The following is a 14,123-nucleotide window of genomic DNA, read 5'->3' as shown; positions in this document are numbered from 1 at the left end:
CATGGCAGATAATCACTACGACGCCATTGTTGTTGGCTCGGGAATCAGTGGCGGTTGGGCGGCGAAGGAGCTGACCGAAAAGGGCCTTAAGGTCCTGATGCTGGAGCGCGGGCGCAACATCGAGCACGTCAAGGACTACGTCAATGCGATGAAGGAAGCGTGGGACTTCCCGCACCGCAACCGGCCAACGCAGGCGATGAAGGCCGAGTTCCCGGTGCTGATGCGCGACTACGGACTGGCCGAGAACCTGGAAGGGATGTGGGCCAACGAACAGGACTCGCCCTACATCGAGACCAAACGTTTCGACTGGTTCCGTGGCTACCACGTGGGCGGCCGCTCGCTGCTGTGGGGACGGCAGAGCTATCGCTTCTCCGACCTGGACTTCGAGGCGAACCTCAAGGACGGCATCGCTGCTGACTGGCCGATCCGCTACGCCGACATCGCGCCGTGGTACGACCATGTAGAGAAGTTCGCCGGCATCGCCGGCACGCGCGAAGGACTGGACGTGTTGCCGGATGGTGAGTTCCTGCCGCCGATCCCGTTGAACATCGTCGAGAAGGACGTAGCTGCACGGATAAAAAAGGCGTTCGGCGGTACCCGGCACATGATCCACTCGCGCACCGCCAACATCACCAAGCCGATGCCCGAGCAGGGGCGCGTCAACTGCCAGTACCGCAACAAGTGCATCCTTGGCTGCCCCTTCGGTGCCTACTTCTCGACCCAGGCGGCGACGCTGCCGGCGGCGATGAAGACCGGCAACCTGACCTTGCGGCCGTTCTCGATCGTCAAGGAAGTGCTCTACGACAAGGACCGCAAGCGTGCCCGCGGCGTGGAGGTCATCGACGCCGAGACCGGCCAGACCTACCAGTACACCGCCAAGGTGATCTTCCTCAACGCGTCGTCCTTCAACTCGACCTGGCTGCTGATGAACTCGGCCACCGATGTGTGGGAGGGCGGGCTGGGGTCATCGTCGGGCGAGCTCGGGCACAACGTGATGGACCATCATTTCGGAGCGGGCGCCTCCGGCCGGGTCGAGGGCTATGAAGACAAGTACTACTTCGGCCGTCGTCCCTGCGGCTTCTACATTCCGCGTTTCCGCAACGTCGCGGCCGACAAGCGCGGCTACCTGCGCGGGTTCGGCTACCAGGGCGGCGCCAGCCGCACCGGCTGGTCGCGCGAGATCGCCGAGCTGAACATCGGTGCCGACCTGAAGGAGGCGCTGACCGTGCCCGGTGACTGGCGCATCGGCATGACCGGGTTCGGTGAAATGCTGCCGCACCACGACAACACGATCCGCCTGGACCGCGACCGCAAGGACAAGTGGGGGCTGCCGGTGCTGGCGATGGACGTTGCCATGCGCGCCAACGAACTGGCGATGCGCAAGGACATGGCCGCCGATGCCGCCGAGATGCTGGAGGCGGCCGGCGTCAAGGACGTGAAGATGCACGACAACGACTACGCCCCGGGCAAGGGCATCCACGAAATGGGGACCGCGCGCATGGGACGTGATCGGAAGAGCTCGGTGCTGAACCAGCACAACCAGGTCTGGGATGCACCCAACGTCTATGTGACCGACGGGGCCTGCATGACCTCCAGCGCCTGCGTGAATCCTTCGTTGACCTACATGGCGCTGACCGCGCGCGCGGCCGACCATGCGGTGCGCGAACTGAAAGCGGGGAACCTGTGATGGATCGCCGCGAGCTGTTGAGGATGATCGTCGCCGCCACCGGTGCGGCCATGGTTGGGTTGCCTGCGCTTGTGCAGGGGCAGGCACCGGCGGGCGCCACCAAGATTCATTTCTCCGATGCCGACGTCGCCACGCTGGACGAGATCGCCGAGACCATCCTGCCGCGGACCCGGACGCCAGGGGCGAAGGATGCTGGCGCCGGCCTGTTCATGGCGACGTTCGTCAGTGACTGCTATACCGCCCGGCAGCAGGCGACGTTCCGCGCAGGGCTGGCCGACATCGACAAACGCGCCGGCGGCCGCTTCGCGTCGCTCACGCCGGAAGCCCGAACCGAATTGCTGCGCACGCTGGACGCCGAAGCCAAGGCACGCCATGCCGATGTGACCGAAACCGGTACGCCTGAAGAGGGCGAGGCGATGCCGCATTACTTCACGATGCTCAAGCAGCTGGCCATCTTCGGCTTCTTCACCTCCAAGGTCGGCGCCACCGGAGTGCTGCAGTACGTTGCGGTACCGGGGCGCTACGACGGCGATCTCGCCTATGTTCCCGGCACGCCCGCCTGGGGGACCAGCTGATGGAGCGCAACAGAATGATCAAGCCGCTGCTGATCGCGGCCACCGTGCTGGCCGCCGCACCCGTGTTCGCGCAGAACGGTGCCGACGCCGCGCGCGACCCGAAGAAGACCGAGGTGTGGACGCCGGTGCCTGCGACCGTGGCTACGCCGCCAGGCAAGGCCCCGTCCGATGCAATCGTGCTGTTCGATGGCAAGGATGTCTCCGCGTGGGAGTCGGAGCAGGGCGGACGCGTGCCCTGGAAGGTTGCCGATGGCGCCATGACCGTCGTGCCCGGCAGCAAGGGCATCCGCACCAGGCAACGCTTCTGCGACGTCCAGCTGCATGTCGAGTGGCGCACGCCCACCGACACGAAGGGCTTCGACGGACAGAACCGCGGCAACAGCGGCATCTTCCTGCAGGAGCTGTACGAGCTGCAGGTGCTCGACAGCTACAACAACCCGACCTATGCCAATGGCCAGGCGGGCTCGATCTACAAGCAGGCCATGCCGTTGGTGAACGCCTCGCGCGCACCGGGACAGTGGCAGGCCTACGACATCCTCTGGAAGGCGCCACGTTTCTCGCAGGGCGGCGGGCTTGTCTCGCCCGCGCGCATCACGGTGCTGCACAACGGCGTGCTGGTGCAGGACGACACCGTGCTGGCAGGCAGGACCGAGTACATCGGCGCGCCTTCGTACGCGCCGCATGCGTGTGCGCCGCTCTATCTGCAGGAACATGACGCCAGGGTCAGCTACCGCAACATCTGGGTGCGCGAGCTGTAGTGGCACGTGGCCGGCGTGGTCGCCGGCCGCTCACTTCGCCAGGTAGCTGGCGATGTCATCGATTTCCTGTTGCGACAGCTGGGAGAAGGGCGGCATCAATCCGCCGCCCTTGCTGATCTTCTCCTTGATCTGCGCGGGTGCCATGCGCTTGCCGATATCGGTGAGTGCCGGGAACGCGCCCGGCATGCCCGCACGATCAGCACCGTGGCAGGCCACGCAGTTCGCGGTGTAGAGCTTTGCACCCGCAGCCGGGTCGTCCTTGCACCAAGCGGCTGTCGCAACGCTCATGCCGCCCAGGGCCACCGCCATTGCCAGGATCATTTTCATGTGGGGCTCCTTGATGCGTCAGCGCCGCGCACGGGCGGGCACGCGGGTGGTCAGGTGTTCACGCAGGTAGTCCGCACCGGTCTGGATGACCTTGGCCGGATCGCGCGGCTGGTCGTGCTCGATGATGTACCAGTGCACGCCGGCGGCTGCCGCAGCAGGCAGGATCGCGTTCCAGTCCAGCACGCCCTGGCCCACCGCAGCGAATCCGCCTTCGTCTTCGGCCTGGCCCTTGGGCGCATTGTCCTTGGCGTGCACCGCGAATACGTGGCCGCGGAACTTTGCCAGCATCACCGCCGGGTCCAGGCCCGCACGCGCGACCCAGGCCAGGTCCAGCTCGGTCTGCAGGTCGGGACCGGCGGCGGCGAACAGCAGCTCCAGTCCGGTCCTGCCGTCGAAGTCGGCCAGTTCGAAGTCGTGATTGTGATAGGCCAGGCGCATGCCCTTGCCACGCACCTGTTTTGCGATGCGGCCCAGTTCCTGGCCCAGGGCGGTCCAGCCGGCGGCATCGCTCGGGCGATCCTTCTTGTCCAGGTACGGCACCACCAGCATCGTGTTGCCGATCGACCGGTTGAAGGTCACCACCCCGTCCAGATTGCTGCGCAGCTCGGCCAGCGGCACATGCGATGAAACCGCCCTGATCGAATACCGGTCCAGCAGCTGCTTGAGTTCGGCCGCGCTGGTGTTCTGCGTGCCGACCGTTTCCACCGCATGGACGCCTGCGTCGTGGACGATCTTCAGCTGCTGCTCGAGCGAGCCGGCATCGCGCAGGGTGTACATCTGCACCGCGATCGGTTGCTGCGTGCTGGCGGCTTCGACTGCGAAAGCGGGCAGGGCAGCGAGCAGCAGGACGAGGCTTGCAGTTCCATGGACAAGGGCTTTCATCAACAGATCCTCCCGGGTTTCAACCGATGGCAGTCCAGGCACGCGACCTGGCCGATGCAATGACACGATCGACGATCTGCGCCGAGCGCACGCCGTCCTCGAAGGTGGGCAGGCCCTGCGGCCGCTCGCCCTCGATGGCGCGATAGCTGTCGGCGACGAATGCTTCGAAGCACTGGGCGTAGCCCTGCGCGTGGCCGGCCGGCAACACCGACAGCCGGCGCTGTTCGGCACTGCCGGCGCCCGGCCCGCGCACGAAGACCTCCTCGCGCTGGTCGGGCAGGCCGATCCACAGCCGCTCGGCATCCTCCTGGTTGAAGGCCACGCTGGCCTTTGCGCCATCGATCTCGAACCAGAGGCGATTGTGGCGTCCGGCCGAGACCTGGCTGACCGTCAGAGATGCCAGCGTACCGGCACCGGTCCTGAACATCGCCGCAGCCACGTCCTCGCTCGTTACCTCCTGCATTGCGCTGGCTGCGGTTGGCGTGCTGAAGCTCTGTCCGCTGACGGCGCCGCGCTCGGCGATGACCGTAGAGAACGCCGCGCTGACCTCGACGAAGCGTTCGCCGCTGACCCATTCCACCAGGTCGCACCAGTGCGAGCCGATGTCGGCGAACACGCGCGACGTGCCGCCCAATGCCGGGTCCACGCGCCAGTTGTTGCTGGCCGGGTCCAGCAGCCAGTCCTGCAGGTAGCTGCCGTGGATCAGGTGCAGCGGCCCCAGATCGCCGTGGGCGATGCGTGCGCGCGCTTCGCGGATCACCGGGTGGTAGCGGTAGACGAAGGGTACCGTGGCGACGAGTCCGTTCGACGTGGCCAGCGCCGCCAGCGCTTGCGCATCGTCCAGCGTGGTCGCCAGCGGCTTCTCGCAGATCACGTGCTTGCCGGCTTCCAGCGCGGCCTGCGCCATCGCGCGGTGCAGATGGTTGGGCGTGCACACGTGCACGACCTGCACCTGCGGATCGGCGATCACCGCCTCGATATCCCGGTAGGCGCGCGGGACATTCCACAGCTGCGCCATCTCACGCGCGCGCTGCGCTGACGAAGCGGCGACGCCGCGTACCTCGGCACCGGCGAGCAAGGCCGCGCGGCGGTGCACGGCGCCGATCATGCCGGTGCCGACGATGGCGATTCCAAGCGTTGGCATCGGCTCGAATCCTCAGGGTGTGGAAGATGCGGCGGCCACGGCGGGCCGGTCGCGGAACAGCAGCAGGAAGGCGATCAGCACGACCAGCGCGACAGCGGCCGGGAACAGCCAGATCTGCTGCCAGTCGCGTCCGGCGGCCGTGGTGAAGTGCTCCACCACCGCGCCGGACAGGAAGGTGCCGATCAGCATGCCCACGCCGTACGTGGCCAGGGTGATGAAGCCCTGCGCGCTGCTGCGCACGGCGGGGCCGGCATGGGCATCGGTGTAGATCTGGCCGGTGACGAAGAAGAAGTCGTAGCAGATGCCGTGCAGCACGATGCCGATCACCAGCAGCGAGAAGCCGCTGCCCGCATCGCCGAAGGCGAACAGGACGTAGCGCACCACCCAGGCCGCCATGCCGACCGCCAGCATGGTCTTCACCCCCAGCCGCACGAACAGGAACGGCATGGCCAGCATCAGCAGCACCTCGGAAACCTGGCCCAGCGACTGCAGGCCCGCGGCGCCGCGCACGCCCAGGTCGTTGAGATACGGATTGGTGAAGTTGTAGTAGAACGACAGCGGGATACAGATGGCGATGGAGGCCAGGAAGAACACCAGGTAAGCGCGCGACTTCAGCAGCCGCAGCGAGTCCAGCCCGAGGATCTGTCCCAGCCCAGCATCGCGCTGCTGTGCCAGTGGCGGCGTGTGCGGCAGGGTGAACGCATACAGGCCGAGCACCAGCGATGCCAGCGCGGCCATGCGGAAGGTCAGTTCAAGCCGATGGGCCTGCTCCCACCCCAGCCAGCCGATCAGCACGCCTGCGACGATCCAGCCGATGCTGCCGGCCACGCGTACCAGCGGGAACTGTTTCTCGGGCGACTGCATGTGCCGCATCGCTACGCTGTTGGCCAGTGCCAGCGTCGGCATGAACAGCAGCATGTAGCCCATCACGCAGGCCGAGAACACGCTGATGCTGGTGGCGGTGGAAGCCAGCCACATCAGTACCGCGCCGGCCAGGTGCAGCACCGCGAGGATGCGCTGCGCGGCGAAGTAGCGATCGGCGATCAGGCCGACCAGGAACGGCGCCACGATCGCGCCGATCGACTGGCTGAGGAAAGCGGTGGCGACCTGGCTGGCGCTGGCCTGCAGCGGGCCCTGTACCAGGTACGTCCCGAGGGTCACGAACCACGCTCCCCAGATGAAGAACTGCAGAAACATCATCGCGCCCAAGCGCGACATGGCGTGCGACATGGCTTGCCCTCCCGGGGCGGTAATGGCTCAGATTCCCAGCATGCGGTGCAGTGATGCGGCGTCCGTGCCGCTGTCGGCGAAGTCATCGAAGGCGCGCTCGGTCACCCGGATGATGTGGTCGCGGATGAAGGCGGCACCTTCGCGTGCGCCGTCCTCCGGGTGCTTCAGGCAGCACTCCCATTCCAGTACCGCCCATCCGGGGAAGTCGTACTGGGCGAACTTGGAGAAGATCGCCTTGAAGTCGATCTGGCCGTCACCGGGCGAACGGAACCGGCCCGGACGATCGATCCAGTCCTGGTAGCCGCCATACACGCCGCTGCTCGCGCTGGCGCGATACTCCGCGTCCTTGACGTGGAAGATGCCGATGCGCGCGTGGTAGCGGTCGATGAACCCCAGGTAGTCCATCTGCTGCAGCAGCAGGTGGCTGGGGTCGTACAGGATCTTGGCGCGGGGGTGATGGTCCACCACGTCGAGGAAGCGCTCGAAGGTCGCGCCGTCGTGCAGGTCCTCGCCGGGGTGGATTTCAAAGCACAGGTCCACGCCGCAGGCATCGAAGGCATCGAGGATCGGACGCCAGCGACGGCCGAGTTCGGCGAAGGCTGCCTCCACCAGCCCCGGTGGGCGCTGCGGCCAGGGATAGAAATAGGGCCAGGCCAATGCGCCGGAGAACGTGGCATGCGCGGTCAGCCCCAGGCGCTGGCTGGCTTTGGCGGCCAACAGAAGCTGCTCGACTGCCCAAGCCTGGCGGGCGGCCGGGTCGCCGCGCTTGTCCGCCGGCGCGAAACCGTCGAACAGGCTGTCGTAGGCCGGATGGACCGCCACCAGCTGCCCCTGCAGATGGGTGGACAGCTCGGTGATCTGCAGGCCATGACCGGCCAGCATGCCGGCGATGTCGTCGCAGTACGCCTGGCTGCGCGCGGCCTCGGCCAGATCGAACAGGTGGGGCGCGCTGGTGGGGACTTGTACGCCAGAATAGCCCAGGCCCGCGGCCCACCCGGCCAGCGTGTCCAGCCGATCAAAAGGAGTCGTGTCGCCGATGAACTGCGCCAGGAACAGCGCTGGACCCTTGAGCGTCTTCAACGTGATTCGCCCTCGATGCAATCGATTGCATTATCCTAGCAGGGGCTCACGCAGGACCTGTTGTGCACTGCACAGCAGACAGGAGAACTAACGCCATGGCCACCATCTACGACATCGCAAAGCACGTCGGCGTCTCCGCAGGCACCGTGTCGCGGGCGCTTTCGCGACCGGACAAAGTGCTGCCCGCCACCCGCGCGCGCATCGAGCAGGCCGCTGCCGCGCTGGGGTATGTGCCCAACACGGTGGCCCGCACGCTGAAGACCCAGCGCAGCGGCAAGATCCTGGTCACCGTCCCGGACATCGCCAATCCGTTCTTCGCGCAGATCCTGCAGGGTGCGGAGGACGCCGCACAGGCGGTCGGCTACGCAGTGCTGCTGGGCGATACCCAGCATCAACCCGATCGCGAGGAGCGCTATGCGCAGATGCTCCGGCGCAACGAGGCCGACGGCATGATCGTGCTGGGGCACCGGCTGCCGCCGACGGCGCGCGAGATCGTCGAGCAGCGCGGTGCCGCCGCGCCGGTGATCAACGGCTGCGAGTTCGACCCCGCGCTGGGCATTCCCAGCGTCCATATCGATAACGCCGCGGCCGCGCGCGTGGTCATGGAACATCTGTATGCGCTGGGACACGAGCGGATCGCCGTGGTCGGCGGACCGCCGGACAATCCGCTGCACCAGCAACGGCTGGAAGGGGCACGGGCGGCCGGCAAGGTGCGTGGCCGCCTGCGCCAGCTGAGCATCGTGCCGGGGGATTTTTCCGTGGAATCCGGCCATGCGGCTGCCATGGCGCTGCTGGACGGCAGGTCCGCACCAACGGCGATCTTCTGCTTCAGCGACCAGATGGCGCTGGGTGCGCTGGCGGCCTGCCGCGATCTGGGCATCCGCGTGCCGGAGGACCTGTCCATCGTCGGCTTCGATGATCTGGCATCTTCCCGCTACCTCACGCCGCCATTGACCACCATCCGGCAACCGATGCGGGAGATCGGTGAGCGGGCGGTCCATCTGCTGCTCGCCATCATCGAACATGTCGACATGCCGCTGCAGCAGACGCTGGATTTCAGCCTGATGCTGCGGGGTTCAACGGCGCCACCCAGACGTGGGTGAGGCAGGGTCGCCGCCGTGAATCCTTGATCCCGAATTGACGCAGAGCTGTCAGACTCACCACAGGCCGCCCGGCAAGGGCGTGCGATCGCGCAAGGGGGTCGGCAATGCCGTTCTTGACGGACTCGGCGGAAGTCGCGGTCGAAGGCATCGGCGCGGCACGTCGCATCGGCTGGATGCGCTTCGTCGGCAATGGCCTGGGCGCGATTTCCATCGCCTCGATCATTCTCGAACGCCAGGACGGTGTGTTGGCCTGGGCGTTGCTGCTGCTCAATGCGTTGGCATGGCCGGCGCTCGCGTTGGTGCTGACCCAGCGCGCCCGCCAGCCCGCACAGGCACAGTTCCGCTGCATGGTCGCCGACTCCTTCTTCGGCGGCGGCTGGATCGCCTTCATGGCGCTGAGCGCGGTTCCCAGTGCGCTGTTCGCCGCATTGCTGGTCGCCGACAAGATCGCTGCCGGCGGCGTGCGCCTGGCGATGCGGGCCACGTTGGCACTGCTGCTGGGTTTCGCGATCACCTGGTGGGCGCTCGGCTTCCCTTACCAACCCGTTTCCTCGCAGCGCACGATCGTGCTCAGCGTGCCGTTCCTGTTCGTCTACGGCATCGGGCTGAGCATCCTCAGCTGGCAGCTGGCGCGCCGGGTCAAATCGCAGAACCGGCAGCTGCAGCGGCTGAGCCGGATGGATCCGCTGGTGGAGCTGGCCAACCGCGGCTTCCTGATCCTTCGCGCGCAGCAGGTGCTGGACAGGGCGCAGGGGCAGGGGGGCCTGGCCTGCCTGCTGATGCTTGATGTGGATGATTTCAAGCACATCAATGATTCACACGGCCACCGCGCCGGGGATGAGGTGTTGCGCCAGATCGCTGCCACATTGCGCGAATTCGCGCGCCCCGGCGATACGCCTGCGAGGCTGGGCGGCGATGAGTTCGTCGTGCTGCTGCGCGACTGTGCGCCCAGTGACGCGATGCATGTGGCCGAACGGGTCCGCCTGCACCTGCTGGAAGCCGCGCGACAGGCGACGCCGGGTATCGAGTTCAGCGTCAGCATCGGCATTGCGGCAACGCCGGGCCAGGGCAGTGTGGAAGACTGGCTGGCCACGGCAGACAAGGCTCTCTATCACGCCAAGCGGCAAGGCAAGAACACCGCCAGCTGGGGGGACTGACGCGCAGCCGTGCGTGGCATGCGCACGTGGCGGCTGTCAGAGCGCCCGTTCCCAGACCTGGCCGAGCAGGTCATGGCCAAAGCTGTGGTGGGGGGCTTCCTGTACAAGCTGGAAACCGGCACGTTCGTACAGGCGCCGGGCATCGGCCAGCACGCTGTTGGTCCAGAGCGTCATCCGCGTGTAGCCGGCGGACACCGCAAACGCGATGCACTCCTCGACCAGGCGGGCACCGATGCCCATGCCGCGTGCGGTGGCATCCACATAGAGCAGGCGCAGCTTGGCGGTGGTGTCGTCCTGCCGGACCACGAACACCGAGCCGACCATGTCGCCGTCCTTCTCGGCAATCCAGCAGCGTTCGCGCGCCGGGTCCAGCTCGCGCAGGTACTTGGCGACGATTTCCGATACCAGTGCTTCGTACTCCGCGTTCCAGCCGAATTCGCGGGCGTACAGCGCGGCCTGCCGCGAGACCACCAGCCCCATGTCGCCCGGCCGCGGGTCACGCAGCAGGTACGAGGGCGAGCTGTCGCCCAGCACGCTTTCGATCTGGCCCATGGCCGCAAGCAGTTTCACCTGCGCCATGTCGGGCAGCGCCGCCAGCAGATCGATCATCTCCTGCCGCGAGGTCTCTTCCAGCGGCGCGAACACGCTCTGCCCCAGCGCCGTCAGGGTCAGAACGACCACGCGCGCGTCCTCGGCCGAGCGCTCCTTTCGGAGGTAGCCCTGCCGCTCGAACCTGGCGGTTACCCGGCTCACGTAGCCAGCGTCCAGGCCCAGCTCGCGGCACAGGTCCGAGGGCGACAGCGGTGCATGGTGGGCCAGTTCGTACAGGATGCGGACTTCGGTGAGGGACAGGCCGCTGCGCAGCAGTGATTCCTGCAGCACGCCGATCTGCCGCGTGTAGAAGCGGTTGAAGCGCCGCACCGCGTCGGCGCGTTCGGAAAGGGTGCCCGTCGACATGGCAGGTCCATATATTTGACTTGGGCAAATAATTGCTTGCCAAAGTCAAATAATCAAGCGCCGGGCCGATCTTTGCTGGCGGGGTCGTCAGGACATGGCTGCGCTTGCCCGGTGCCACCTGCGCAGCGAAGGAGCGCGGCTGCCAGTGCGGGATGCTGGCTGCGCACGGCCAGCTGCAGCGTTGTGGTCGGCATCCCCAGCTGCAGCGCCACGAAGGCGAGGCCGGGCCGGTGCAGGTTCTGCATCGAGGCCGGCACGATGGCGATGCCCAATCCGGCGGCGGCGAGATTGATGGCGGAGGCGACCTGCGGCGCTTCCTGCTGGATGGTGGGCGTGAAGCCCTGGCTGCGGCAGGCCGCGACCACGTCTGCACTCAGGCCATAGCCTGATTTCCGCGAGAAAAGAATGAAGCGCTCGTCGCGCAGCTCGGCCAACGCGATGCTCCCGCGGCCGGCCAACGGGTGGTCGGCGGGGAGTACCGCCACCAGGGGCTCGGCACTGAGCTGCTGGATCACCAGTTCGCCAGGATGCGAGTACGGTGGACGCATGATCGCCGCGTCCAGTTCGCCGTCATCCAACCGCCGGACCAGCGATTCACTGCCATCTTCGACCAGCTGCAGCTGCACGGCGGGATGCGCCTGCTTGAACCTGCGCAGCAGTGTGGTCACTGCTTCATTGAACGAGGCCGATTCGGTCAGGCCCAAGGTCAGGATGCCGGCCTCACCATGCGCGGCGCGCAACGCATCCTCCTTGGCGCGGTCGACACGGGCGAGGATGTCGACTGCCGCTGACCAGAACACGCGGCCCGCATCGCTGAGCACGACGCCGCGCCCCTGGCGATGGAACAGCGGCGTACCGATCTCCTCCTCCAATGCACGGATCTGCTGCCCCAGCGGCGGCTGGGCAATGTGCAGCGCCTCGGCTGCCCGGGTGAAGCTCTGCAGCTGGGCAGTCATGACGAAGTAGCGCAGGTGCCGCAGTTCCATTGGAACCTCAAACGTTCTGGTGCTGTACGAACACGGTATTGGACGGTCGCCGGTGGCGGCAACATCATCGGTATCCCACGACAGAAGTCCAACGACAAGGGAGACCCCATGAAAAAGACACGTCGGCTGCGCGATCTGCTCCGCCAGGGCAGCGTGATTGCGCCGGGCGCATTCGATGGATTGTCAGCACGCCTGGTGGAGCTGGCCGGCTTCGATGCGGTCTATGCCAGCGGCGGGGCCATCGCGCGTTCGGCCGGTGTGCCGGACATCGGCCTGCTCGGCCTCAGCGAAGTGCTGGCACAGGTTGAGCGGATCGTCGATGCCTGCGACCTGCCGGTGATCGCCGACGCTGACACCGGCTTCGGCGGCACGGCGAATGTTGAACGCACGGTGCGCGCATTTGAAAGAGCAGGCGTCGCCGCCCTGCATATCGAGGACCAGGCCTTCCCCAAGCGCTGTGGTCACCTGGATGACAAGATGCTGATCGACGCGGGTGAGATGTGCACCAAGATCCGCGTCGCCTGCCAGTCGCGGATCGATCCGGAACTGATGATCGTCGCGCGTACCGACGCCATCGCCTGCGAGGGCCTGGGGGCGGCGATCGCCCGCGCTCGGGCGTATGTCGAGGCGGGCGCGGACATGATCTTCGTCGAGGCACCGGAAACACTGGAGCAGATCGAGGTGATCTCGCAGCAGGTTCCCGGCCCGAAGCTGATCAACATGTTCCACAGCGGGAAGACACCGCTGGTGCCGGCGCAACGGCTTGCCGAACTCGACTACCGGCTGGTGATCATCCCCTCGGACCTGCAGCGGGCCGCGATCCGGGCCATGCAGCGCACGCTGCAGGAGATTGCCGCGACCGGCGACAGTGGGCGCATTGCCGGCGAGCTGGCCAGCTTCGGCGAACGTGAAACGATCGTGCGCACGGCGCGGTACCTGGCGCTGGACCGGGCCTGATCCGGGCAGTGAACCCGTTGCGGCCGGTGCCGTAGCGTAATGGCCATTCAGGCTGCACGCGGAATCGTCCTGGCAATCCTCTACCATGGGCCACCCTGCCCGGACGTGCCGCCCATGCAAGACGCCCTCGTTGCCCAGCCCAAGCCCCCTGTTCCGAGGATCGCGGCCTGGCTGATGATGCTGCTGGGCATGTGGCTGGCGCTGAAACTGGGCCTGGTGGTGACCCTGCTGTCCGGCCTGCTGGTGTTCCAGCTGACCCACCTGCTGGCCTCCACCGTGGAAGGCAGGTTGCCGCCGGGCAGAGCACGGGCCATCGCGGTGATCGTGCTGTCGGCGGTGATCATCAGCGCGCTGGTGCTGGCCGGGATCGGCGTGGCCTCGTTCTTCCGCAACGAGACCGGCGGCCCGGACGCGTTGCTGGCGCGGCTGATGGACATCCTCAATTCGTCCCGGCACCAGGTGCCCGCGCTGCTGCAGCCCTACATTCCCGAGGACATGCCGGCACTGCGCACGGCGCTGAACGACTGGGCCGCCGAGCATCAGCGCCAGCTGGGCGTGGCCGGTACCTCGGTGGTGCAGGTGGGTGTACGCGTACTGATCGGTATGGTGCTGGGCGCGATGATCGCGCTGTATGACGAACTGCCGCTGCCGAAGATGGGGCCACTGGCGCAGGAGCTGATCGGGCGTACCAGCCGCCTGGCCACCGCGTTCCGCCAGGTGGTGTTCGCGCAGGTGAAGATCTCGCTGCTCAACACCGTGTTCACCGCCATCTTCCTGCTGGGCGTGCTGCCGTTGTTCGGCGTGCACCTGCCGCTGTCCAAGACCCTGGTGCTGATCACCTTCATCGCCGGCCTGCTGCCGGTGGTGGGCAACATCATTTCCAACACCATCATCACCATCGTTGCGCTGTCGGTCTCGTTCTACGTAGCCGTTGCGGCGCTGCTGTACCTGATCGTGATCCACAAGCTGGAGTACTTCCTCAACGCGCGCATTGTCGGTGGCGAGATCCAGGCGCGTGCCTGGGAGCTGCTGCTGGCGATGCTGGTGATGGAGGCGGCGTTCGGCCTGCCGGGCCTGGTTGCCGCGCCGGTGTTCTACGCCTACGTGAAGCGCGAGCTGGTGGACCAGCGCTGGATCTGACGCGGCGCGATGTGACGCAATTGCCACGGTGAGGTCGCCGCGTCCATCTTGTCGGCGCGTTCGCAATGGTTGGGGTATATGCAGGGGCGGGGTGCACGTGGCGCTGGCTTGGCACTGCCGGAACCGCTCAGTACAGTTGT

Annotated in this window: 14 protein-coding genes; 7 read left to right on the top strand and 7 right to left on the bottom strand. The window is 66.7% G+C overall.

What is annotated here, in order from left to right; all coding sequences use genetic code 11:
• Position 1 precedes the first annotated feature (1 nt).
• The 3 genes from VPH47_RS15765 to VPH47_RS15755 are packed head-to-tail and all read left to right on the top strand — an operon-like array spanning position 2 to position 3,020.
• Positions 2-1,687: a GMC oxidoreductase gene (locus VPH47_RS15765; protein WP_368851219.1), complete on the top strand. Its 1,686-nt coding sequence runs from the start codon at positions 2-4 to the stop codon at positions 1,685-1,687.
• Complete coding sequence (locus tag VPH47_RS15760) at positions 1,687-2,262, top strand: gluconate 2-dehydrogenase subunit 3 family protein (RefSeq protein ID WP_368851217.1); 576 nt, start codon at positions 1,687-1,689, stop codon at positions 2,260-2,262. The genes VPH47_RS15765 and VPH47_RS15760 overlap by 1 nt, the downstream gene beginning before the upstream one ends.
• Positions 2,263-2,276: 14 nt before the next feature.
• Positions 2,277-3,020 (top strand): DUF1080 domain-containing protein, encoded by a 744-nt coding sequence (locus VPH47_RS15755; RefSeq protein ID WP_248859597.1) that lies wholly within the window; start codon positions 2,277-2,279, stop codon positions 3,018-3,020.
• Between the two features lie 30 nt (positions 3,021-3,050).
• Here the strand turns inward: VPH47_RS15755 and VPH47_RS15750 are convergent, their stop codons facing one another.
• Genes VPH47_RS15750 through VPH47_RS15730 form a run of 5 tightly spaced genes read right to left on the bottom strand, consistent with a single transcriptional unit; the run spans position 3,051 to position 7,683 of the window.
• The gene (locus VPH47_RS15750; protein WP_049398853.1) at positions 3,051-3,347 is read right to left on the bottom strand and encodes a cytochrome c; all 297 of its coding nucleotides are present in this window, start codon (positions 3,345-3,347) and stop codon (positions 3,051-3,053) included.
• An 18-nt stretch (positions 3,348-3,365) separates the two neighbouring features.
• On the bottom strand, positions 3,366-4,229 hold the full coding sequence (locus VPH47_RS15745; RefSeq protein ID WP_368851216.1) for a sugar phosphate isomerase/epimerase family protein: 864 nt from the start codon (positions 4,227-4,229) through the stop codon (positions 3,366-3,368).
• A 19-nt stretch (positions 4,230-4,248) separates the two neighbouring features.
• Positions 4,249-5,373, bottom strand: a complete 1,125-nt coding sequence (locus VPH47_RS15740; RefSeq protein ID WP_368851215.1) for a Gfo/Idh/MocA family protein — start codon at positions 5,371-5,373, stop codon at positions 4,249-4,251.
• Positions 5,374-5,385: 12 nt separating this feature from the next.
• The gene (locus VPH47_RS15735; RefSeq protein WP_368851213.1) at positions 5,386-6,603 is read right to left on the bottom strand and encodes a nucleoside permease; all 1,218 of its coding nucleotides are present in this window, start codon (positions 6,601-6,603) and stop codon (positions 5,386-5,388) included.
• Positions 6,604-6,630: 27 nt separating this feature from the next.
• The gene (locus VPH47_RS15730) at positions 6,631-7,683 is read right to left on the bottom strand and encodes a sugar phosphate isomerase/epimerase (protein ID WP_110711530.1); all 1,053 of its coding nucleotides are present in this window, start codon (positions 7,681-7,683) and stop codon (positions 6,631-6,633) included.
• 95 nt (positions 7,684-7,778) lie between these two features.
• Between VPH47_RS15730 and VPH47_RS15725 the strand changes: the two genes are divergently transcribed.
• A complete protein-coding gene (locus tag VPH47_RS15725; RefSeq protein ID WP_153856423.1) occupies positions 7,779-8,786 on the top strand; it encodes a LacI family DNA-binding transcriptional regulator in 1,008 nt (335 codons plus the stop codon).
• Positions 8,787-8,890: 104 nt separating this feature from the next.
• Positions 8,891-9,943: a diguanylate cyclase gene (locus VPH47_RS15720; protein ID WP_368851212.1), complete on the top strand. Its 1,053-nt coding sequence runs from the start codon at positions 8,891-8,893 to the stop codon at positions 9,941-9,943.
• Positions 9,944-9,979: 36 nt separating this feature from the next.
• Here VPH47_RS15720 and VPH47_RS15715 read toward each other — a convergent pair whose 3' ends face one another.
• A complete protein-coding gene (locus tag VPH47_RS15715; RefSeq protein ID WP_368851211.1) occupies positions 9,980-10,900 on the bottom strand; it encodes a GNAT family N-acetyltransferase in 921 nt (306 codons plus the stop codon).
• Between the two features lie 53 nt (positions 10,901-10,953).
• The gene (locus VPH47_RS15710; protein ID WP_228756438.1) at positions 10,954-11,886 is read right to left on the bottom strand and encodes a LysR family transcriptional regulator; all 933 of its coding nucleotides are present in this window, start codon (positions 11,884-11,886) and stop codon (positions 10,954-10,956) included.
• Here VPH47_RS15710 and VPH47_RS15705 point away from each other — a divergent pair.
• Together VPH47_RS15705 and VPH47_RS15700 are read left to right on the top strand one after the other, a co-directional pair.
• The gene (locus VPH47_RS15705) at positions 11,872-12,843 is read left to right on the top strand and encodes an oxaloacetate decarboxylase (protein ID WP_248859607.1); all 972 of its coding nucleotides are present in this window, start codon (positions 11,872-11,874) and stop codon (positions 12,841-12,843) included. The genes VPH47_RS15710 and VPH47_RS15705 overlap by 15 nt on opposite strands.
• 114 nt (positions 12,844-12,957) lie before the next feature.
• The gene (locus tag VPH47_RS15700) at positions 12,958-13,983 is read left to right on the top strand and encodes an AI-2E family transporter (RefSeq protein ID WP_153856420.1); all 1,026 of its coding nucleotides are present in this window, start codon (positions 12,958-12,960) and stop codon (positions 13,981-13,983) included.
• Positions 13,984-14,123: the final 140 nt, after the last annotated feature.

It is taken from the genome of Stenotrophomonas sp. WED208, from assembly GCF_040984485.1.
Classification (GTDB): domain Bacteria; phylum Pseudomonadota; class Gammaproteobacteria; order Xanthomonadales; family Xanthomonadaceae; genus Stenotrophomonas; species Stenotrophomonas riyadhensis.
The sequence above is the reverse complement of the archived record's forward strand: the minus strand, read 5'-3'. Positions and strand labels throughout refer to the sequence as shown.

Coding starts and splice junctions, on each gene's coding strand:
- VPH47_RS15720 (WP_368851212.1), top strand. CDS start 8,891: ATGCCGTTCTTGACGGACTCGGCGGAAGTCGCGGTCGAAGGCATCGGC.
- VPH47_RS15765 (WP_368851219.1), top strand. CDS start 2: ATGGCAGATAATCACTACGACGCCATTGTTGTTGGCTCGGGAATCAGT.
- VPH47_RS15710 (WP_228756438.1), bottom strand. CDS start 11,886: ATGGAACTGCGGCACCTGCGCTACTTCGTCATGACTGCCCAGCTGCAG.
- VPH47_RS15725 (WP_153856423.1), top strand. CDS start 7,779: ATGGCCACCATCTACGACATCGCAAAGCACGTCGGCGTCTCCGCAGGC.
- VPH47_RS15700 (WP_153856420.1), top strand. CDS start 12,958: ATGCAAGACGCCCTCGTTGCCCAGCCCAAGCCCCCTGTTCCGAGGATC.
- VPH47_RS15735 (WP_368851213.1), bottom strand. CDS start 6,603: ATGTCGCACGCCATGTCGCGCTTGGGCGCGATGATGTTTCTGCAGTTC.
- VPH47_RS15715 (WP_368851211.1), bottom strand. CDS start 10,900: ATGTCGACGGGCACCCTTTCCGAACGCGCCGACGCGGTGCGGCGCTTC.
- VPH47_RS15760 (WP_368851217.1), top strand. CDS start 1,687: ATGGATCGCCGCGAGCTGTTGAGGATGATCGTCGCCGCCACCGGTGCG.
- VPH47_RS15750 (WP_049398853.1), bottom strand. CDS start 3,347: ATGAAAATGATCCTGGCAATGGCGGTGGCCCTGGGCGGCATGAGCGTT.
- VPH47_RS15740 (WP_368851215.1), bottom strand. CDS start 5,373: ATGCCAACGCTTGGAATCGCCATCGTCGGCACCGGCATGATCGGCGCC.
- VPH47_RS15745 (WP_368851216.1), bottom strand. CDS start 4,229: ATGAAAGCCCTTGTCCATGGAACTGCAAGCCTCGTCCTGCTGCTCGCT.
- VPH47_RS15755 (WP_248859597.1), top strand. CDS start 2,277: ATGATCAAGCCGCTGCTGATCGCGGCCACCGTGCTGGCCGCCGCACCC.